Source organism: Pacificoceanicola onchidii, from assembly GCF_004804335.1.
Taxonomy (GTDB): domain Bacteria; phylum Pseudomonadota; class Alphaproteobacteria; order Rhodobacterales; family Rhodobacteraceae; genus Pacificoceanicola; species Pacificoceanicola onchidii.
Genome location: NZ_SRXY01000001.1, coordinates 419,779 through 438,623, shown reverse-complemented (window position 1 = coordinate 438,623; position 18,845 = coordinate 419,779). Strand labels below are relative to the sequence as shown.

Here is an 18,845-nt window from a genome sequence, read left to right as displayed (position 1 = left end):
CCCCGGTTTGGCCGGGGTCAAGGGGGTATGGTCAGCTTTCCTCTCCGGCCAGCAGCGCGGCGTTGCCGCCCGCCGCCGTGGTGTCGATGCAGACATGGCGTTCGGCACGGGCGTGGCCCCGGTCCGGCGCACCGGTGATCAGCGTCAGGATCGCGCCGTCTCGTTTGGCCAGAGCCTGACGATAGGCGCGCGCGTTTTCCACGTCTCCCCACCAGATCGCCGAAGAGAACCCGCCCAAGGTCTCCAAAACCTCCGGGGCAAGTGTGCCAGTGGCCGCGACGGCCTGTCCGCCCATGGCCCGCACGGCCTCTGCCTGCGCCTCTGCCGCCGCGCCCGGCCCAAGGCAGAGCACCGGCGGGCGGGCAAAGGTGCCGTATTGGTTGGCCTCGCCAGTGGGTCCCGGCAGTTCAATGCGCGTGTCTGCGGGGGGCTTTCTAGGTGTTTTCAGAGCGGCCTGCAGCGCGCCGGGATCCTGCGCCTTGTCAAAGGCTGCGGCTTGGGCCGGGGCAGGGCGTTTGCGGAACCGATCCACGTAAAGCGGCCCGCCTGCCTTGGGGCCGGTTCCCGAAAGCCCCTCGCCGCCAAAGGGTTGCGAGCCGACAATCGCGCCAATCTGGTTGCGGTTGACGTAGATGTTGCCCGCATGAACGGCCTCCGTCACGTGCTGCACCCGGTCGTCGATCCGCGTCATCAGGCCAAAGGTCAGCCCATAGCCCGTGGCGTTGATATCGGCGATGACCTTGTCCAACTCCTGAGAGTCAAATGTCGCCACATGCAGGACCGGGCCAAAAATCTCCCGCTCCAGATCGCTGATCCCGTTCACCCGGATCAGGGTCGGGGCGACATAGTACCCGCTGTCCGGTGTCGGATAGGTTTTCAGAACCCGCCCTTCCGCCTGCGCCGCGCGGATATGCGCAACGATGCCGGCGCGCGCCTCTTCGTCGATCACCGGGCCGAGATCCGTGGTCAGATCCCACGGGTTCCCCACCACCAGCGCATCCATCGCGCCTTGCAGCATGTCTAGGAAAGGCTCGGCAATGTCCGACTGCACGTAAAGGCAACGCAGGGCTGAGCAGCGCTGGCCCGCCGATTGGAAGGCGCTTTCGACGATGGCCTGAATCGCCTGCTCCGGCAGGGCGGTGCTGTCGACGATCATCGCATTCAGCCCGCCGGTTTCCGCAATCAGCGGCGCGCCGGGGGCGAGGTGCTTGGCCATGCTGCGGTGAATGATCTGCGCGGTCTCGGTGGAGCCGGTGAAGGCAACCCCGTCGGTATTCGCGTTGGACGTCAACGCCCCGCCAACCTCGCCTGCGCCGGGCAGCAGTTGCAGAGCGCTCAGCGGCACGCCCGCCTCGTGCAGGAGTTGCACGGCGCGATGGCCCACCAGCGTGGTCTGCTCAGCCGGTTTGGCCAGAACCGCGTTGCCCGCAGCGAGCGCGGCCGCAACCTGCCCGGAAAAGATCGCCAGCGGGAAGTTCCACGGTGAAATGCAGGTAAAGACGCCCTGCGCCGGATCGCCCGCGCTGCGCGCCGCGTAGTAGCGCAGGAAGTCCACCGCCTCGCGCAGTTCCGCCACCGCATCCAGCATCAACTTGCCCGCTTCCCGGTGCAGCAGGGCGAACAGCTCGCCATAATGCGCCTCATAAAGGTCCGCGGCCTTGTTCAGCACCGCCGCGCGGGTCTCGGGACTGGCATCCCATGGCGCCGCCGCGTCCGCCGCCTGCGCCACGGTTTCCGGCGTGGCCCATGTGACAGCGCCAACCGTATCGGAGGGCATCGCCGGGTTTTTCACGGGTGTCTGTGCGCCCGTCACCGCATCCCCCGCGACCAGCGGGCCAGCCGACCACTGATGTCCGGCAAAGGCCTCCCGGGCCGCTTCGATTGTCTCCAAAGTCGGCCGATCCCGCAGATCGAACCCCATGGAATTGGCCCGCTCCGGTGCAAACAAATCCGGCCCGGTGGTCAGCTCCGCGGGCTCCAGCTGATCAAACGGATCAGCCGCGACCACCTCTGGCGGTACATCTTCATCGACAATCTGGTTCACAAAAGACGAGTTCGCGCCATTCTCCAGAAGCCGCCTCACCAGATAGGCGAGCAGGTCGCGATGCGCGCCCACCGGCGCATAGATCCGGCAACGGGTGCCTTCCTTGTCCTTGACCAGAGCATGCAGGGTCTCGCCCATGCCGTGCAGGCGCTGGAATTCGTAAGCGCTTGGATCCAAACCCATATCGTCCGCCATCTGCAAAATCGCGGCAACCGTATGAGCGTTGTGTGTGGCAAATTGCGGGTAGATGCGATCCGCCTGTCCCAGCAGTTTGCGGGCATTGGCGATGTAAGACACATCCGTCGCGTGTTTCGATGTGAACACCGGGAAGCCATCGACGCCCATCACCTGTGCGCGCTTGATTTCCGTGTCCCAATAGGCGCCTTTGACCAGCCGCACCATGATCTTGCGGTCGAGCCGCTGCGCCAGTTCGTACAGCCAGTCGAGCACCGCGGGCGCGCGCTTGCCATAGGCCTGCACCACCACGCCAAAACCCTCCCAGCCCTTCAGCGACGGTTCGGCCAGAACCGTTTCGATCACGTCGAGCGAAATATCCAGCCGATCCGCCTCTTCGGCGTCAACGTTCAGCCCGATCCCGGCAGAGCGCGCCAGTTGGCACAAGGTCCGCAGACGCGGCATCAGCTCTTCCATGACGGCCTGTTTCTGCAACGTGTCATAGCGCGGATGCAGGGCAGAGAGCTTGACCGAAATGCCCGGATTGGTGCGGATGTCATTGCCCTTGGCGGCCTCTGCGATGGCGCCAATCGCCCGAGAGTAGGCCAGATGATAGCGCTTTGCGTCCCCTTCGGTACGCGCCGCCTCGCCCAGCATGTCATAGGAGTAGGTATAGCCCTTCTCCTCCATGCCAGATCCACGTTTCATCGCCTTTTCAATGGTTTCGCCCAGAACAAACTGCGCGCCCATTTCCTTCATGGCGCGGCTGACGGCGGTGCGGATCACCGGCTCGCCCAGTCGTTTGATGGCCGAGCGCAGCGCGCCCACGGGGCTGGGTTTGCCTTCGTCCAGAACCTTGCCGGTCAGCATCAGCGCCCAAGTGGAGGCGTTGACCAGCGGCGAGGTCGAATGCCCCATGTGTTTGCCCCAGTCGGAGGGGGCGATCTTGTCTTCGATCAGCGCGTCGATGGTCTCCGCATCCGGCACGCGCAGCAGGGCCTCGGCCAGACACATCAGCGCCACGCCCTCATCGGTCGACAGCCCGTACTCAGCGAGGAAAACCTCCATAAGGCCCGGATTGGTCGTGCCGCGGATGTCCCGCACGAGGGATGCCGCCCGCGCGACAATGGCCTTGCGGTCCGTCTCGGACAGATCCGCCTGCCGGATCAGGGCCTCGACAGTCGCGGCCTCATCGGCATAAGCGCCATGCAGAATCCGCTGGCGCGGTGAGCGGGAAACGGTGTGATCGAGGGACATGGCGAGCCTTTCAAAGTGACAGGCTCAGGTTATGCTATTCTTTGCAGGACTTTTGCCTTATGATTGGGGGAAGTTCAGGCGAAATGGCGAAAAATGCCATAACTCGCAGGAAAAGTGAAAAGATATTTGGCGATTGGAAGGCCGATGAAGACGGAAGATCTCGACAGCTTCGATCACGCGATTCTCAGGGTTCTGGCAGAAGAGGGCCGCGTCTCTGTTACAGAATTGGCGCGCCGGATCGGATTGTCAAAGTCGCCCACGCAGGCGCGCCTCAAACGGCTTGAGGAAAGCGGTGTTATTCGCGGCTACCGCGCGATCCTCGATCCGATCCGGCTCGGGCTTGATCACGTGGCTTTTGTCGAAGTGCGTATGAACGACACCCGCGAAGCCGCGCTCGAGGCGTTCAACACCGCTGTGGCCGCGATCCCGGAGGTAGAATCGGCGCACTTGATTGCCGGGAATTTCGACTACCTCCTCAAGGTGCGCACCGCCGACATGCGCGCCTATCGGCGGTTTCTGGCAGAAAAACTTTCGAGCTTGCCGGGCATGTCCGTCACCTCGACCTATGTTGCCATGCAGGCGGTCAAGGACGACGGTCTCGCGGATGTGATTTGATTTTTGCGCCTGCGCGGGGAGGCTTGGATCATGTGGAAAACCTCTGCTCTTCTGGCCGTCATGGCCAGCGCGGCCCTGGCCGATGGCTGCCCGGTCGCGCCGAAAATCGAAGCCGAACAGGCACAGCTTCTGGAAAACTTGCAGGCGGCGCCCAACTACATGACAGCGCGGGGCCTGACGGCGCAACTCTGGACGCTGTGGCTCCAGACTCCGGATGAGGCCAGCGGGCGGATGCTGGACGAAGGCCGCTCGGCGCAGCGCGTCTCCGATTGGGACGAGGCCGAAGCGCGGTTTGACGCGCTGATCGGCTACTGCCCGTTCTATGCCGAAGGCTACAACCAGCGCGCCTTCACGTCCTTTCTGCGCGGCAACTATCTGGCCGCTTTGCCGGATCTGGACGAGGCGCTGCGGATCAACCCGGCGCATGTCGGGGCGCTGTCGGGGAAGGCGCTGACCCTGATGCGGCTCGGGCGCGAAGACGAGGGGCAAGAGACGCTGCGCGCGGCGCTTGCGCTCAATCCATGGTTGCCGGAACGCGGGTTGCTCAAGACGCCTGCCGAAGACAAGCTTTGATCGCTTTTAAGCGTGCCATTCCCTCTGTACTTCCGCCCCGCGCTTGGTAGACAGGGGGCGCTGGCCCGCGTGGTGGAATGGTAGACACAGGAGACTTAAAATCTCTAGGCCTTAGTGCCGTGCCGGTTCGAGTCCGGCCGTGGGTACCAGCTATTAAAAGGCAAAGAGCGACGCGACCCTGCGCAAAACGAGGTCACCAGCCTTTGGCATCCGGCCCGAAATCGTAAGGGATAAGCGGCGTATCAAGCGGCAGGCGTAGCTTGTCCGGCGCACCGTGGTTGTAGAGAATCGTCGGAAAGTTCACCACCAGCACGTCCTTGTCGCCAATATTGTGATCCGCGTGCCAGACATTGCGCGGCACGTTTACGATGCTGGGTTGATCTTCGCTCAGAACGATCTTGGACACCTGTCCGTAGGTGCTGCTTTCGGGGCGCACGTCATAGAGGATCAGCTCCATTTCACCCTGCAACAGGAAGTAGCGGTCTTCATGGTGCTGATGCAGCCCCCAGCCTTTGACCACGCCCGGGCGAATGGTGAAGCGATAGACAAACTCGACAGGATCCGGGTGCCAATCCCAGCGTTTGTCGAACATCTCGATAATCGAGCCGCGATCATCAATGTGCTTGCGCGACATGCGCTGTGTCATGCCATCGGGCAGGGTGCGCACAGGCTCGCCTTGGTCTGACACGGTGCGTTGGTCGGCTTGCGCGGCCGCAATGGTTTTTTCGAGCAGGTTGTCTTGAATTTTGGTCATGGCTCATCCGATCTCAAATGCGGAACGCGGTAAACGGGTATTTGCGAGGTCACTTTTGTGGCTTTGTCTGTTTTTGCCAGGGACGCATGGCGGACGGGCTGGCAAACGACGTGACAACGCTCCGGGCGTTGGCAAAATCAGCCCCGTCCTGCCATGTCTCCGGCGTCTCGTTCAACAGGCGTTGTGCGGTGGCGGTGTCGCCCGTGCGCGCGAGAAGCACCATGCGGAGGAAATGCGCGGGGCGATCCGAGTCCGGCACTGCCTGCTCCAGCAGATCCACACCCGCCAGCGCCGCCTCCGGATGGTCCTGGTTCAGGATGTGCAGCGTCTTGATCCATGCGCCGCGATCTTTGCCAAGGGACTGCGCCAGAAGCTCTTTGGGCGCGGCGTTCTCCTCGCCCCTCGCCAGACAGCGCAGCGCGAGCCAGGCATTCTCCGCCTCCTTGCGCTGTGCGGGCATCAGGCCAAGATCCATCGGCGCGCCGTTCACGGCGATATTCGGTTGCGCATCGGGCTCGCAAAGCCGCAGCCCCGCCATGGCACAGGCCTCCTCAACGCTTTGCGCCATCGCACCGCCACAGGCCGAAAACAGCCGGGCAATCTTGAACTGGATGCTGGCCTCGCGCTTCATCTGGTTCAGAAATCCGGGCCGTCCGATCCTGGCCAGCCAGGTCCCCAGTTCAACGGCCCGCGCCTCGGGTGTCGCGGCAAACCGTTCCGGCGTATGGCTGGTCAGTTTCAGCGCGCCAGAGGCGCCGGTGCTGGCAATACGCAAATCACCCGCGTGCATGAACTTGGCCCACATGTACAGATCGGACTGGCCGTACTCCCAGGGCGCATCCTCCCAGCCCACCGGCAGATCGACATAGGTTTGGCGGCGGTAGGCGACGTAGTTCAGCCCGCTCGACAGGTGACTGTGGCGCCGTACCGCCTCGCGGATCGACGGCACTCCGTGGTTGAGCGCGCCCCATTGCACGGCCCCGTTTGGAAGCAACCTGATCTCTGACTGCGTTACCCAATCGGCCTCTTCCAGCAGTCCGAGCATGATCGACAAATGATCCGGCGCCCACAGGTCATCATCGCTCAAATGACACACGTACTTTGCCGCGCTTTCGCGAATAACGGGATCCCTGTAGGCCTCGCCATACCGCGGCCCCTTGGGCTGCGCCACGTAGCGGATCCGGTCATCCTGCCTTGAGAACTGCTCGACAATCTCGGCGGTGCGCTCAGGCGCGCCATCGCCAATCACAACCATTTCCCAGTCAGTGAAGTCCTGCGCCCGGACGCTCGAGATTGACATGAACAGCGCGTCGGCGTGGTTGAAGGTTGGGCAAATAACCAAAAAGGTCGTCATGGGAAGAGCGCGTCCAACAAGAAAACCAATATGTCCCAAGTGACTTGGTCGTCATGCGATTCTGACGCATTGCGCGATGGCTTTCAAGCCCACCACCATAGGTAGCAAGCTTTCCGTTTTCATATTTCCGTATGGTGCGACAATGAGCGATCCGCTCCGGCTGTGCGTGCCGGTGAATTCAAGCCCGCAGAAGCCGTCTCAACCGCGCCTGCGCCGGACAATCCCGAGCCCGCCACCAGCCAGAAGCAAAAGCCCGAACGCGCCGGGCAGAGGCACCGCCGAGAGCGTGCCAGCGGTCAGCGTGGCTCCCGCAGGATCAGAAAAGCTTGCCGCCCCGCCGGTCCCCTGAGACGCCAAAAGATAGGCGGAGAAAACCGCGCCCGTCAGGTTGACCTCGGTGCCGTCAGGCGGCGGCGCAGCGTTGCCATAAGAGGTCACGGAGAAGTTGAAGCTGCGAAATCCATTGGTCCATTCCGCCACCGATCCGGCCCCCGTGGTGCCGATCCGTTGCGGGCTAAAGATGGTTCCGCCATTCCAGTACATACCCGGTTGAGAAGGACCGCCTGTCTGTTTGTAAGTGTAGCTGCCATTCCAAAGCGCGCCCGCGCCAATGGCCCCGGAAATCGTGGTGACCCAATCCCCACCAACGCCAGCATATTGGTATGCTTCGTATCCACCGGTAAACGCCGCCGGACTTTCCCAGGTCAGAAGGCCGGTGATGCTGGTCTCGACCGTTGCGCCATCCAGAATATGTGCCGGATCATCGATCAGCAGTTGTATGTATGTGGTCGCCTGAGCGGCAACCGGGCTGACAAGCAGCGCAAGCGCGGCAATCCATCCGGTCAGTTTCAAGACACATCCCCCCCTGTTCCCCTGACCGACGGTAGCCGAGTGGGGCAGTCCCTTTCCGGATAAGGTGCAAAACGCCTCGTGGCACAAGCCGGTGGAAAAGCCACGTGGCCTGACTTAAAACGGACGGCAACACCCGGATCGGGGCGCAGTTTTGGGTGGCATTTCATGACAAAGACAGTCCTCATCGGCGTTGACGGCGGCGGAACGCTCTGCCGCGCGGCCGCCCGTGTGGGGGGGACCCGCTTCGAAGTGGAGGGGTCGGGGGCCAATGCCTCGTCTCATCCCGATTTATGCGTCACCCGCCTGCGCGCGGTTCTGGACAGCCTTGCGCAAGAGGCGGGTCTGACACCGGATCAGCGCGCTGCGGCGCAGGTCTATATCGGCCTCGCCGGGGTCACCGGACCGCAGATCGCCGCCCAAATCCGATCTGGTCTTGGCCTGCCACGCGCCGTGATCGAAGAGGACCGCGCGGCGGCGGTGGCCGGGGCACTCGGCACAGAGGACGGCTGTCTCGCAGCATTGGGCACCGGCTCGTTCCTGGCGCGGCAATCGGACGGGGCGGTGCGCTATCAGGGCGGCTACGGTCTGCGGCTCGGCGATGAGGCCTCCGGCGCGTGGCTTGGCCGCGAGATGCTGAGCGCCGCGCTGCGCGCACAGGACGGGTTTGGTCCTCAAAGCGATCTGGGCCACGCGCTCCTGACCCGGTTCGGCGGTCCTGCCGGGGTGATTACCTTTGGGTTGGAGGCCAGCCCACAGGCGCTGGCCGAACTGGCCCCGGACATCACCGCTGCGGCGGGCGCGGGGGATGCTTTGGCGACAACTCTTTTGATGCGCGGCGCGGGGTACATCTCGGACGGGCTGATGGCCCTCGGCTGGCGCGTTGAGCCTGTGGTGCTCACCGGCGGCCTCGGCCCACGCTACGCGGCTTGGTTGCCGGAGCCGATGCAAGCCTCTCTGAGAGAGCCTAAAGGCAGCGCCCTCGACGGCGCTCTGATGCTGGCGGAGCGCAGGACATGACGCAGGTCTACACAGGCGCACGGATCTTTGACGGGAAGGCGTTCCGCGACGGCCCGCTGGTCGTGTCGGAGGGTACCATCGCCGAGCACGGCGCAGGCGAGACCGTCACGCTTGACGGCGGGCTGCTTGTCCCCGGCTTTGTCGATCTGCAGGTGAACGGCGGCGGCGGGCGCATGTTCAACCACAGCCCCGATGTCGAAACCCTTCGGATCATGGCCGAGGCCCACGCGCGGCTCGGCGCAACCACCTTCCTGCCGACCCTGATCACCGACACGCCAGAGATCACAGCCGCCGCCATCACCGCCGTCCGGGACGCCATCGCGCAAGGCGTGCCGGGCATAGCCGGTCTGCATCTCGAAGGCCCGCACCTCGCCCGTCCAAAAGCCGGGGCGCATGATCCGGATCTCATCCGCCCCATGACACAAAGCGATCTGGCGCTGCTGCTGGAGGCGGCATCCTTCCTGCCTTTGCTCAAGATCACCGTCGCGCCTGAAACCGTGACGCCAGACCAAATCGCCCGGCTTGCAGGTGCAGGCGGTCTGGTCTCGCTCGGCCACAGCGATTGCGATTTTCCAACGGCGCAGGCGGCGGCAGGCGCGGGGGCGCGCTGCGTCACGCATCTGTTCAACGCCATGAGCCAGATCACCTCCCGCGCGCCCGGTCTCGCGGGTGCGGCGCTGGCCGATGGCCGCCTCTCCGCCGGGCTGATCGCCGACGGCATCCACGTGCATCCGGCCACCATGGCGCTTGCGCTGGCAGCCAAACAGGGGCCGGGGCAGGTCTTTCTGGTGAGTGACGCCATGGCCGTGGCCGGAAGCGATGCGCAGGGCTTTTCTCTCAACGGTCGCACTGTGTTGCGCGCGGAAGGGCGGCTGACGCTGGAAGACGGCACGCTTGCAGGCGCTGATCTGGACCTCGCCACGGCCATCCGCAACGTGACCGCTCTCGACATTCCGCCCGACCAGGCGCTCGCCATGGCCACGCGCATCCCGGCCGAGATCGCAGGGCTTGATGCAGGCCGTCTGACACCGGGCGCGGCGGCGGATATGGTCTGGCTCTCCGAGAACTTTGACCTGCGCGGCGTCTGGCGGCGCGGCGTTCGGCTCTAGCGGACAAAAGTCATCCATGACTTTTGCAAATTCCTTCGAAGGAATTTGCGATTCACCCTCCCGTTGAAACCCTTTAGGATGCGCCGGCGAACAGAATTCAGGTTTTCCCATGTCCCGTGCAGAAGAAATTTCCCAACGTATCAGCGAATTGGAAGCAGAGCTTGAAGCGGAACGCGCCCGCCGCGCCTGTGACGGCTGCTTCAAGATGAAAGGCGGCAAGCCTCATTTCGATCCCGAAACCCGCACAGAGCACCGCAAGCACCGTGTCACGCTAAAGGAACTGCGCCACCGCACGCCCATCGGGCAATTGCTCACCGGGCCGGTGATCTTCAGCCTGATCGTGCCATTCGCCATCATTGACCTCTGGGTCACGCTCTACATGTGGATCTGTTTTCCGGTCTACGGCATCCCGCTTGTCCGCCGCAGCGCATATGTCAAAATCGACCGCCATCTGCTGGCCTATCTCAACGTCTTTCAGAAAATCTATTGCGCCTATTGCGGTTACTGCAACGGGGTTGTCGCCTACGTGCGCGAGGTGGCGGGGCGGACAGAGGCCTTCTGGTGCCCGATCAAACACGCCTCCAAGGTTGCCGGATCGCATCCGCGCTATGCCGGGTTCCTGGAGTATGGCGATGCAAAAGACTACATCACGCGGCTCGACGAATCCCGTGCGCGGCTGAAAGATGCGGGGCCTGAGTAAGGGGCACCGCACGCTGTCCCAACCCTTTGTTTACATCCCCGCAGCAGATTCCTCCCCGGTACCAACTGGAAAACCGGATTGAACCGCTTAGGCTCTGACAAAGCCCGCGCGGACCGCCCCAAAGGGGGATGTTCGATCTGATCAGACGTGCAAGCCGGGTTTGAACGCCCTGGCCTTGAATATCCGTGACTTGGCGGCCGCCTCTTTCAGGCTTTCACATCAAAGACATGCAAGACCCGTCCGGCAAACCCGCCGTGGCGGGCGACCGTTCAGCAATAGCGCTCCGGCCCGATCCACTGCTCATCGTTGTATCGATCGCCATGCGCCCAGCCGACCGGCAGGATCGCGTCAATGCGAGCCAGATCGTCGGCGCTCAACTCTGTATTCGCCCCTTTCACCAGTTCCGCAAAATGCGCCACGGAGCGCGTGCCGGGGATCGGCAGCATATGTGCGCCCTGCGCCAGAACCCAGGCAATCGCCAGCCCGGCGGCGGGCAGTTCCATCTCGGCGGCCAGCTTGCGGAACGGTTCGGTCAACGCGAGGTTGGCCGAGAAGTTCGGCTCCGCAAAGCGCGGCGCGGCTTTCAGGAAGGGCAACGTTGGGATGATCTCTGCCGCCAGCGGTGTGTCCGTCAGCAGCGAGCGACACACCGGCGAGAACGCCACCAGCGCCGTGCCCAGTTCCTTGCAGGTCTGCACCAGCCCCAACTCCGGGAAGCGCGTCGCCAGCGAATACTCCGACTGCACCGCCGCCACCGGGTAGACCGCATTGGCCCGGCGCAGGGAGCTTGGCGCTATCTCAGAAAACCCAATGGACTTGCATTTGCCCTTGGTCACCAGCGCCGCCATAGTCTGCGCCACCTCTTCGATGGGCCGCTCCGCCTCGCGCCGGTGCACGTAATACAGATCAACACAGTCAATTCCGAGCCGCTCCAGCGAGGCATCCAGCATCGCCTCCAGATGCTCGGGTGAGTTGTCAAACCGCCGGGTGCCATCCGCATCCGCCGTGATCCCGCCTTTTGTGGCGATGTGGAACTGATCCCGCGCGCCGGGGTTCGCCTTCAGATAGGTGCCAATCGCCGTCTCCGACCGCCCCATGCCGTAGACATTCGAGGTGTCGATATGGGTCACCCCGGCCTCAAGCGCCGCGTCGAGAATGGCATAGGAGTTTTCTTCGGTTGTCGGCCCGTAGAAATCTGCAAAGGACATGGCACCGATGCCAAGGCAGGAGGTCTTGGGGCCGTTCCGGCCAATCTGAACCTGTTTCATCTTGGATCTCCTCAGGCGGTGCGGCGGGCGTCGATGGCGGCGATGGCGGCGGCGATGGCCTCGTCGATGCCAAGGCTCGACGTGTCAATCAACACCGCATCCTCCGCCGGTTTCAAGGGCGCATCGGCGCGGTTCATATCCCGCGCATCCCGTTCCTTGACGTCTTTCAGCACGGTCTCAAAGCCCGTGTCATGGCCACCGGCCATCAGTTCCTTGAAACGGCGTTCCGCCCGCACCTCGGCGCTGGCGGTGACAAAGAGCTTGGCCTCGGCGCTCGGGCAAATCACCGTGCCTATGTCGCGCCCATCCAGAACCGCCCCGCCGGAACGGCGGGCAAAGGCGCGCTGAAAATCGGTCAGGGCCGCGCGCACTTCGGGGATCGCCGCAACCTTGGACGCCGCCTGCGCCACCTGCGGCGTGCGCAGATCGCTGGCTTCAAGATCCTCCGGCGTCAGCGCCTCCGCGGCCGCTACAGCCTGCGTTCCGTCCAGCGTCTTGCGCCCCACGGCCCGATAGAGCAGCCCCGTGTCGAGATGGGCAAAGCCGTAATGCGCCGCCACGGCCTTTGAAATCGTACCTTTCCCGGCCGCCGCCGGGCCATCAATGGCAATGGTAAAGCGCATGGTTTCACTCCTGTCCCGTTACAACAGAGGCGACCCGTCAGGGTCGATGATGGGCTTCCGTCTTATCTCGCCAAATCGCCCGCATCTGGCGCGCCCCGTCAATCCGCCTCGTAGACAAAAGCCGGTGAAAAGCTCGGCGCGCCGGATTGCCCGGCCTCCGCTACGATCTCCAGCAGCGGCCAGTCGTCGTCATACTCATCCGCGCTCGCCTCGGCGCTCTCGCGCAGGTCTTCGAGCCGCTTGAGGCGCACCCCGCTGCCGTCCAGCACTTCCAGCAAAACCCGCAGCGCCTCTTCCGGCGTGCCGGGGCAGGCGGCGAGGGTCAACTCACCCGCATAGGGCTCGCCCCCCTCCATGGACGGATCATAGACGTCGAGCACGGCGATGCTCACCCCGCTCGCCACCTCCGCGCCCCAGGGCTCAAAGCTGTAGGCAGGTGTGCTGACCATCCCGGCCCTGGCATCCTGCGCCATCGCGCCCACGTCCGCCGGGAAGGGAAAATGCTCGTCCAGATACTCCGACAAAGGCCCCGCATGGCCGATCCGCAAAAGGCGGCAGCTCTGATCGGCAATCGCCTCCACAACGTCCAGCAGCGCCTCCGCCAGCCCCTCGGCTTCAACCACGAACAGCTGCGCCGCGCCGCCATACTGACCGCCCTCGGCCAGCTGCAACGGGCCAAGCGGATCATAAAGATGCAGGCTGATGTAAAACGGGCTCATACCGCGTCCTTTCGGCTCAGAAACATGCGCGCCGGCGTGTAAACCGCCGCCAGCACCGCCAGTCCCAGCTTGATTGGGGTCACGGTCGAAATCACCGTCAGCACCTTCGGGTCCGCCATGCCGCTCTCGATCACCGCTGGTTCCGCCACCTGAATGGCGCTGCGCAGCTGGTCCAGATAGGCAAAGAGCAGCGCGTTTTCGGTGATCTCAAGCCCGGCGTAGACCACGATCACGATCAGCGCCAGGACCCTCGGGCGCATGGCAAAAAACAGCCAGAGCGAGAAGAGCAGCACAAAGATCGGATCGACCCACTGCAAGAGCGGCTCATAAAGATCAAAGCGATCCGGGCGCGCATCGAGGTTCACCACAAAGGTAAAGAAATCCCCCGATGTGTAAGGGCCGATCTGCATCTGCGGCAGGAACCCTTCCGTCACCGGCGCGATCAGCCCAAGCAATACCCCGGCCTGTATCAACAGCACCACAAGCGCCAGCACCCCGACGCGGTTGGCGGTTTGCGCGCGCGCGTCAGTCACGGCGGATCACAGCCCCCAGATCGCCCATCAGGCGCTCGAAAATCGGGAAGGAGGTGGCAATGGGCTGGCCATCATCCACGCTCATCGGCGCTTCGGTGGCAAAGCCCATGACAAGGAAAGACATGGCGATGCGGTGATCGAGATGGCTCTCGGCGGTCACCCCGCCCGGCACATCGCCAAAGCCGCGCCCATGCACGGTCCACCAATCCTCGCCTTCATCCACGGTAATTCCGGCGGCGCGCAGCCCGGTGGCCATGGCATCAATGCGGTCGCTCTCCTTGACGCGCAGCTCCTTCACGCCGGGCATATGCGTCTTGCCTTGCGCAAAAGCCGCCACCACGGACAGCACCGGATATTCGTCAATCATGCTCGCGGCCCGCTCCGCCGGAACCTCGATCCCCTTGAGATCCGGCGAAAACCTCGCCCGCAGGTCCGCCACAGGCTCGCCGCCTTCCTCGCGCATGTTCTCGAATGTCAGATCCGCACCCATGTCCTGCAGGGTAAAGAACAGGCCCGCCCGCGTCGGGTTCAAACCGATGTTCGGCACCAACACGTCCGAGCCTTCGGTGATCAAAGCGGCACAAACCGGGAATGCGGCCGAGGACGGATCGCGCGGCACGACAATGGTCTGCGGCTTGAACTCCGGACGCCCCTGCAGCGTGATCACGCGGCCCTCCGCGCTGTCCTCGCTGGACAGGGTCGCGCCGAAACCGGCCAGCATCCGCTCCGAGTGGTCCCGCGTCGCCTCGCGCTCGATCACCACCGTCTCGCCGGGCGCATTCAACCCCGCCAGCAGCACCGCACTTTTCACCTGCGCGGACGGTACAGGCGTCGCATAACGCACCGGAACCGGCTCCTTCGCGCCGACAATGGTCATCGGCAAACGCCCACCCGAACGGCCATAAGCCTTCGCCCCGAACAGCGCCAACGGATCGGTCACCCGCGCCATGGGCCGCTTGTTCAGGCTCGCATCTCCGGTAAAGGTCGCGGCAATCGGGCAGGTCGCCATCGCTCCCATGATCAACCGCACCCCGGTCCCGGAGTTGCCACAGTCGATCACATTCTCCGGCTCGGCAAAGCCGCCAACCCCGACACCATGAATGTGCCAGGTCTCCCCCATTTTCTCGATATCCGCACCAAAGGCCTGCATCGCCTTCGCGGTATCAAGCACATCCTGCCCCTCCAGAAGCCCTGTGACCTTGGTCTCGCCCACGGTCATCGCGCCAAGGATCAGGCTGCGGTGCGAGATCGACTTGTCGCCGGGCACATGCGCCTCCCCGGTCAGCGGGCCGCTCTTGTGCGATGTCATCGGAATGGGTGTGCCGTGGGCAGACATGGGGGGACCTCCGGAAAACTGCTCGCAGCCTGATAAACGCTGCCGCTGTTAGCGTCCAGACCGTGTTTCTTTGGGCCCGCAAATACCTCGGGGGTCCGGGGGCTGGCCCCCGAATGAAAATTTTCACCGAAAAATTTTCGCCCCGATCAGCCCAGGCGCCGGAACGTCATGTAATGCGGGGTCCGGCCCTCGCGCAGGGCCTTCTGCTCGTAGCGTGTCGAGAGCCAGTCGTCCCAAGCCACGCGCCAGTCTTCGGGCCCCTCGGCCGGCCACTCGAACCCGGCTTTCGGCACTTCCAGCAAGGTCTGCCGCACGTAGTCCGGAATATCCGTCGCCACGCGAAACTCTGCGCCCGGCTTCATCACCCGGGCCAGCGGCTTAAGGTGCTCCTGCGTGACGAACCGGCGCTTGTGGTGGCGTTTCTTTGGCCAGGGATCGGGGTAGAGCAGGAAGGCTTTCTCCACGGACTGCTCGGGCAGCACGTCAAACAGGTTGCGCACATCGCCCGGATGCACCCGCAGGTTTGTCACCCCGGCCTTGCGGATCTTGCCCAGCAGCATCGCCACCCCGTTCATGAAGGGCTCGCAGCCGATGATGCCGATGTCGGGATAGGTCTGCGCCTGATGCACCAGATGCTCCCCGCCGCCAAAGCCGATCTCCAGCCACAGCGGCCTTCCATCAAACAGCGCGTCCACATCCAGCGGTTCCCGCTCCGGGTTCTCTTCCCAATCCACAGCCCCCGGCGACAGCGCGTCGAGGTCCTCCTGCAGGTAAGCCTCCTGCGCCGGTTTCAGCGTCTTGCCCCGCACGCGACCATAGAAATTGCGCCAGGGCGCGTCGGGATGTTTGTTCGAGGTTGTCATGGGCCGCGCTCATAGCGCGTGGAGCGACGGTGGATCAAGGGGATTGAACCATAGGGATCAAATGCGCTTCTGTCGTAGGTGCTTGGGGACGGAAAGGAACCCTCTATAAACACTTGTGACGGCGTTGCACAGACCGATTGCGTCTCTGTTTGTCGGTCCATCTAAAGGTGATTTATGTTGTAAGGTTAAGAGACTCCAACTACCGTCCTTCAGTTGGGGCAAACACCCCAGAGTTATTTCAAATATTGAGGGACTACATGAAATTCAGTTTCTTGGGCGCGCTCGCCTTTGGAGTTATGCTGTCTGGTGCTGCACAGGCTGCAACGTTGACAAATGGATCGCTCACAGGGGGCGTGGCGAATGGGTTCGTTCCTTCTGGTTGGTCGTCAACATCCGGATCTCCTGATACAAATGACCTGTCCAACAACGTTGGCTTGTCCAGCATTGGATTTAATGCTCCCCCAAGTGGCGCTTCGCCCGATGGTGGAACATGGGTGGGTATTGGTGCCGCGACCTCTTTCAACGAAGGCTTCGCTCAGACAATTTCCGACTTTTTGGCCGGGGCAACCTATTCGCTGTCATGGTATGCTGGAAACTTTGGCGCGCTGTCTTACACCTCGACAAATTCGATTTCCGTCTTTCTTGATGGACAACTCGTTGGGACCGGCTCGGCATTGACGCTTGGCTCTTCATGGATCGCAGAGTCGATTTCCTTCACAGCAACGTCCGCATCACAAGTCTTGTCCTTTGCGTCCACGTCCAACGTTCCGTCCTATCTGTCAATTGACGGGATCGCTTTGTCATTGTTGTCAGAACCTGGGCCCACAACGCCAGAAACGTCAGAAGTGCCGCTGCCCGCTGCGGGTGGTTTGCTGACCCTTGGGCTCGGAGGTTTGGCCTTCATGCGCCGCCGCAAGTCGCGCGAAGTCTAGTAAAAGCCTGAAGCACAGGCGTCCTGAAAAGCAGCAGGGTGCAAAACCACATTGGAACGGCGGTCAGCTCGGATGCAGACCGCCGTTTGTCGTAAGCACTATGTGCGAATTGGTGTTCGCGGATTGGGTGAGTCATTTGTGCAACGCGCTGGAGTGGGTTGCGCAAATCATTCCGCGTGCACTTGCGGGCTGAGACTCGCCTTGAGAGAGAATCGTCATCCTTTCTCCAAACGGACACCCAAATGATGATCAGTCGCTTTTTTGCCCCGCTCCTTGCCGCCGCCACCTTCGCCAGCGCCGCCCCGGCCTCGGTTGTGGTCAACATCACCGAAGACGGCTCTGACCTCGTCATGCAGGTGACCGGCAGCCTGAACACCGACAGCCTGCTCAAATATTTCGGGTCCTTCTCGAATTACGGCAGCAGCTTTTCCACCGATTACTTCGGCATTCGCACGCAAAGCTACAACTTCTACGATGCGGATCTGTCGGGAGGGGTCAGCTATACCCTGTCGCCCACGCGCAACACGCTCTTCAACACCGGCGATACCTTCTGGTTCAACCACGATGGTGAGACGATCGGCCTCGCGACCACCTATGTCTCCGGCAGCGCGATCTCCAGCTCGGCCCGCTTTACCAGCGGCTCTCTCGCCACGTTGGGGCCGGATCTGGGTAGCTATGTCTGGACGCTGGGCAATGGCGAGACGATCACGCTGAATGTCGGCATCAGCCCGGTGCCGCTGCCTGCCGGTGGCCTTCTGCTGGCCGGGGCGCTCGCGGCCCTGGGCCTGCGCAAGCGCCGCAAGACCGCCTAGGGGTCAGGCCACAAACAGGGGCCGCGCGGTCTTCATGTCTGGTACCAGAATATCCCGGAATGCTTTCACCCGCGCGCCCGTCCAGACATCGGGATGGGCGACAATCCAGATGTCGGCGTAGGATTGCGGCGGCAGGCAGGGCACCTGCACCAGCCCGGGCAGGGCGCGGCCCAGAAACATCGGCATCCGCACGATCCCCAGCCCGGCCTGCGCCGCCCCGGCCATGGCGATCATATCGTCAAACCGGTAGCGAACGCGCGCGCCGGGATAGGCGCTTTGCACGCTTTTCGGCAGGTCCGAGTGATCGGCAAAGAGGATCCAGTCGTGCGGGCCTTTCGGGTCATCGCGGATGCGATCGGCCCAGTCCTTCGTGGCAAAGCTGGCCGTGTGCTGCTCGGTCAGGCGCAAGCCTTTCAGCGTATCGCCGGGCGCGCGGCTCACACGGATCGCAACATCCGCCTCGCGGCGTGTCAGGTCCAGCAGATCGTTTGTCGCCCGAACCTGCAACGAAACGTCCGGGTAGGTCTCACGGAAGCGCTTCAAACTTGGGGCGAGCACATGGGCGATGAGCAGCTGCGGGGCGGTGATGGTCAGCGGCCCGCTCAGCCGTGCATCCGCCCCGGCCAGTTGCCGCAGCAAACTGTCGGTCTCCGCCGCCATGGCCGCCGCGCGCTCCGCCACGCGCAGGCCCGCCTCTGTCGGCTGATAGCCGTCGGCCAGCCGTTCAAACAACGTCAGCCCAAGCGCCGTCTCCAGCCGCGACACCCGGCGCGCGACGGTGGTGTAGTTGACGCCCAAAGCCTCTGCCGCCGCCGCAAGGGTCTTTCCCCGCACCAGCGCCAGAACGGTTCTGAGATCATCCCACTGTGGCTCCATGGCATGCGTTTTCGCATGCTCTGCGTGCAAACACACGCGTTTTCGCGCCGACCGTCGCGCCGTATCTCTGCTTGCATCACCAGACAGAGGAGCCTGCCATGATCTATGCCGTTGTGGAACTGACCATCTCGGACCAAGCCAGCTTTGACGCCTACGCCAAACAGGCCGGGGCGGCGCTTGTCAAATACGGGGCCAAGCCCGAAGCGATGAGCACGGAGCCGACGCAAATCGAAGGGGCAGGGGCCGCGCCGGGGCGCATGGTCTTGCTGTCTTTCCCGGACAAGGCGGCGGCGCTGGGCTGGATCGAAGACCCGGAGCTGCGGGAGGTCCACGCGCTGCGCCGCGCCTCCGGCGATTGCCGGATCCGGCTGATCGGGTAAAGAAAAAGCCGGGCAGAGAGATCTCGCCCGGCTTTCACTGTGATCCTGAGAAAC

At 63.3% G+C, this 18,845-nt stretch carries 19 protein-coding genes and 1 tRNA gene; 9 read left to right on the top strand and 11 right to left on the bottom strand.

All coding sequences use genetic code 11. The features are described 5' to 3' along the window. Nucleotides 1-31: 31 nt before the first annotated feature. The gene (putA, locus tag E4662_RS02105; RefSeq protein ID WP_136439610.1) at nucleotides 32-3,475 is read right to left on the bottom strand and encodes a bifunctional proline dehydrogenase/L-glutamate gamma-semialdehyde dehydrogenase PutA; all 3,444 of its coding nucleotides are present in this window, start codon (nucleotides 3,473-3,475) and stop codon (nucleotides 32-34) included. Nucleotides 3,476-3,619: 144 nt separating this feature from the next. Here putA and E4662_RS02100 point away from each other — a divergent pair, with 144 nt between their 5' ends. The 3 genes from E4662_RS02100 (at nucleotide 3,620) to E4662_RS02090 (ending at nucleotide 4,812) form a co-directional block, all read left to right on the top strand. Next, entirely contained in the window at nucleotides 3,620-4,090 is a 471-nt protein-coding gene (locus E4662_RS02100; protein ID WP_136439609.1) for an Lrp/AsnC family transcriptional regulator, read from the top strand. Nucleotides 4,091-4,120: 30 nt separating this feature from the next. After that, a complete protein-coding gene (locus E4662_RS02095) occupies nucleotides 4,121-4,663 on the top strand; it encodes a tetratricopeptide repeat protein (RefSeq protein ID WP_136439608.1) in 543 nt (180 codons plus the stop codon). A 63-nt stretch (nucleotides 4,664-4,726) separates the two neighbouring features. Further along, nucleotides 4,727-4,812, top strand: a tRNA-Leu gene (locus E4662_RS02090). 44 nt (nucleotides 4,813-4,856) lie between these two features. Here the strand turns inward: E4662_RS02090 and E4662_RS02085 are convergent. From E4662_RS02085 to E4662_RS02075, 3 genes are all read right to left on the bottom strand, one after another. Beyond that, complete coding sequence (locus tag E4662_RS02085; RefSeq protein WP_240705092.1) at nucleotides 4,857-5,417, bottom strand: cupin domain-containing protein; 561 nt, start codon at nucleotides 5,415-5,417, stop codon at nucleotides 4,857-4,859. 49 nt (nucleotides 5,418-5,466) lie between these two features. After that, complete coding sequence (locus tag E4662_RS02080; RefSeq protein ID WP_136439607.1) at nucleotides 5,467-6,771, bottom strand: glycosyltransferase family 2 protein; 1,305 nt, start codon at nucleotides 6,769-6,771, stop codon at nucleotides 5,467-5,469. A 198-nt stretch (nucleotides 6,772-6,969) separates the two neighbouring features. After that, nucleotides 6,970-7,623, bottom strand: a complete 654-nt coding sequence (locus E4662_RS02075; protein ID WP_136439606.1) for a hypothetical protein — start codon at nucleotides 7,621-7,623, stop codon at nucleotides 6,970-6,972. Nucleotides 7,624-7,788: 165 nt separating this feature from the next. Here E4662_RS02075 and E4662_RS02070 point away from each other — a divergent pair, with 165 nt between their 5' ends. The 3 genes from E4662_RS02070 to E4662_RS02060 all read left to right on the top strand — a co-directional run bounded on the left by E4662_RS02070 (nucleotide 7,789) and on the right by E4662_RS02060 (nucleotide 10,449). Further along, entirely contained in the window at nucleotides 7,789-8,640 is an 852-nt protein-coding gene (locus E4662_RS02070) for a glucosamine kinase nucleotide-binding domain-containing protein (RefSeq protein WP_136439605.1), read from the top strand. Beyond that, nucleotides 8,637-9,749 carry an N-acetylglucosamine-6-phosphate deacetylase gene (gene nagA, locus E4662_RS02065; protein WP_136439604.1) on the top strand — a complete coding sequence of 371 codons (1,113 nt, stop codon included), beginning with the start codon at nucleotides 8,637-8,639 and terminating at the stop codon, nucleotides 9,747-9,749. Before E4662_RS02070 ends, nagA begins: the two co-directional genes overlap by 4 nt. A gap of 109 nt (nucleotides 9,750-9,858) precedes the next feature. Continuing rightward, nucleotides 9,859-10,449, top strand: coding sequence for a hypothetical protein (locus E4662_RS02060; RefSeq protein WP_136439603.1), 591 nt, complete (start codon nucleotides 9,859-9,861; stop codon nucleotides 10,447-10,449). Between the two features lie 269 nt (nucleotides 10,450-10,718). Here the strand turns inward: E4662_RS02060 and E4662_RS02055 are convergent, their stop codons facing one another. The 6 genes from E4662_RS02055 to trmB all read right to left on the bottom strand — a co-directional run bounded on the left by E4662_RS02055 (nucleotide 10,719) and on the right by trmB (nucleotide 15,791). Continuing rightward, on the bottom strand, nucleotides 10,719-11,717 hold the full coding sequence (locus tag E4662_RS02055) for an aldo/keto reductase (RefSeq protein WP_136439602.1): 999 nt from the start codon (nucleotides 11,715-11,717) through the stop codon (nucleotides 10,719-10,721). Nucleotides 11,718-11,728: 11 nt separating this feature from the next. Continuing rightward, complete coding sequence (gene cmk, locus E4662_RS02050; RefSeq protein ID WP_136439601.1) at nucleotides 11,729-12,340, bottom strand: (d)CMP kinase; 612 nt, start codon at nucleotides 12,338-12,340, stop codon at nucleotides 11,729-11,731. 98 nt (nucleotides 12,341-12,438) lie between these two features. Next, nucleotides 12,439-13,059: a hypothetical protein gene (locus tag E4662_RS02045; RefSeq protein WP_136439600.1), complete on the bottom strand. Its 621-nt coding sequence runs from the start codon at nucleotides 13,057-13,059 to the stop codon at nucleotides 12,439-12,441. Continuing rightward, nucleotides 13,056-13,592: a hypothetical protein gene (locus E4662_RS02040; RefSeq protein ID WP_136439599.1), complete on the bottom strand. Its 537-nt coding sequence runs from the start codon at nucleotides 13,590-13,592 to the stop codon at nucleotides 13,056-13,058. Before E4662_RS02040 ends, E4662_RS02045 begins: the two co-directional genes overlap by 4 nt. Beyond that, complete coding sequence (aroA, locus tag E4662_RS02035; protein WP_136439598.1) at nucleotides 13,585-14,928, bottom strand: 3-phosphoshikimate 1-carboxyvinyltransferase; 1,344 nt, start codon at nucleotides 14,926-14,928, stop codon at nucleotides 13,585-13,587. The genes E4662_RS02040 and aroA overlap by 8 nt, the downstream gene beginning before the upstream one ends. Nucleotides 14,929-15,074: 146 nt before the next feature. Next, nucleotides 15,075-15,791: a tRNA (guanosine(46)-N7)-methyltransferase TrmB gene (gene trmB / locus E4662_RS02030; RefSeq protein ID WP_136439597.1), complete on the bottom strand. Its 717-nt coding sequence runs from the start codon at nucleotides 15,789-15,791 to the stop codon at nucleotides 15,075-15,077. A 257-nt stretch (nucleotides 15,792-16,048) separates the two neighbouring features. Between trmB and E4662_RS02025 the strand changes: the two genes are divergently transcribed. Then, nucleotides 16,049-16,723, top strand: a complete 675-nt coding sequence (locus E4662_RS02025) for a VPLPA-CTERM sorting domain-containing protein (protein WP_136439596.1) — start codon at nucleotides 16,049-16,051, stop codon at nucleotides 16,721-16,723. A gap of 242 nt (nucleotides 16,724-16,965) precedes the next feature. Then, nucleotides 16,966-17,535 carry a VPLPA-CTERM sorting domain-containing protein gene (locus tag E4662_RS02020; RefSeq protein WP_136439595.1) on the top strand — a complete coding sequence of 190 codons (570 nt, stop codon included), beginning with the start codon at nucleotides 16,966-16,968 and terminating at the stop codon, nucleotides 17,533-17,535. A 3-nt stretch (nucleotides 17,536-17,538) separates the two neighbouring features. Here E4662_RS02020 and E4662_RS02015 read toward each other — a convergent pair whose 3' ends face one another. Next, nucleotides 17,539-18,411, bottom strand: coding sequence for a LysR family transcriptional regulator (locus E4662_RS02015; protein WP_136439594.1), 873 nt, complete (start codon nucleotides 18,409-18,411; stop codon nucleotides 17,539-17,541). Between the two features lie 98 nt (nucleotides 18,412-18,509). Here E4662_RS02015 and E4662_RS02010 point away from each other — a divergent pair, with 98 nt between their 5' ends. After that, nucleotides 18,510-18,791 (top strand): DUF1330 domain-containing protein, encoded by a 282-nt coding sequence (locus E4662_RS02010; protein ID WP_136439593.1) that lies wholly within the window; start codon nucleotides 18,510-18,512, stop codon nucleotides 18,789-18,791. Nucleotides 18,792-18,845 lie beyond the last annotated feature (54 nt).

Bases quoted from the DNA above. Each gene is read 5' to 3' on its own strand.
- putA (WP_136439610.1), bottom strand. From the start codon at position 3,475: ATGTCCCTCGATCACACCGTTTCCCGCTCACCGCGCCAGCGGATTCTG.
- E4662_RS02100 (WP_136439609.1), top strand. From the start codon at position 3,620: ATGAAGACGGAAGATCTCGACAGCTTCGATCACGCGATTCTCAGGGTT.
- E4662_RS02095 (WP_136439608.1), top strand. From the start codon at position 4,121: ATGTGGAAAACCTCTGCTCTTCTGGCCGTCATGGCCAGCGCGGCCCTG.
- E4662_RS02085 (WP_240705092.1), bottom strand. From the start codon at position 5,417: ATGACCAAAATTCAAGACAACCTGCTCGAAAAAACCATTGCGGCCGCG.
- E4662_RS02080 (WP_136439607.1), bottom strand. From the start codon at position 6,771: ATGACGACCTTTTTGGTTATTTGCCCAACCTTCAACCACGCCGACGCG.
- E4662_RS02070 (WP_136439605.1), top strand. From the start codon at position 7,789: ATGACAAAGACAGTCCTCATCGGCGTTGACGGCGGCGGAACGCTCTGC.
- nagA (WP_136439604.1), top strand. From the start codon at position 8,637: ATGACGCAGGTCTACACAGGCGCACGGATCTTTGACGGGAAGGCGTTC.
- E4662_RS02060 (WP_136439603.1), top strand. From the start codon at position 9,859: ATGTCCCGTGCAGAAGAAATTTCCCAACGTATCAGCGAATTGGAAGCA.
- E4662_RS02055 (WP_136439602.1), bottom strand. From the start codon at position 11,717: ATGAAACAGGTTCAGATTGGCCGGAACGGCCCCAAGACCTCCTGCCTT.
- cmk (WP_136439601.1), bottom strand. From the start codon at position 12,340: ATGCGCTTTACCATTGCCATTGATGGCCCGGCGGCGGCCGGGAAAGGT.
- E4662_RS02045 (WP_136439600.1), bottom strand. From the start codon at position 13,059: ATGAGCCCGTTTTACATCAGCCTGCATCTTTATGATCCGCTTGGCCCG.
- aroA (WP_136439598.1), bottom strand. From the start codon at position 14,928: ATGTCTGCCCACGGCACACCCATTCCGATGACATCGCACAAGAGCGGC.
- trmB (WP_136439597.1), bottom strand. From the start codon at position 15,791: ATGACAACCTCGAACAAACATCCCGACGCGCCCTGGCGCAATTTCTAT.
- E4662_RS02025 (WP_136439596.1), top strand. From the start codon at position 16,049: ATGAAATTCAGTTTCTTGGGCGCGCTCGCCTTTGGAGTTATGCTGTCT.
- E4662_RS02020 (WP_136439595.1), top strand. From the start codon at position 16,966: ATGATGATCAGTCGCTTTTTTGCCCCGCTCCTTGCCGCCGCCACCTTC.
- E4662_RS02015 (WP_136439594.1), bottom strand. From the start codon at position 18,411: ATGGAGCCACAGTGGGATGATCTCAGAACCGTTCTGGCGCTGGTGCGG.
- E4662_RS02010 (WP_136439593.1), top strand. From the start codon at position 18,510: ATGATCTATGCCGTTGTGGAACTGACCATCTCGGACCAAGCCAGCTTT.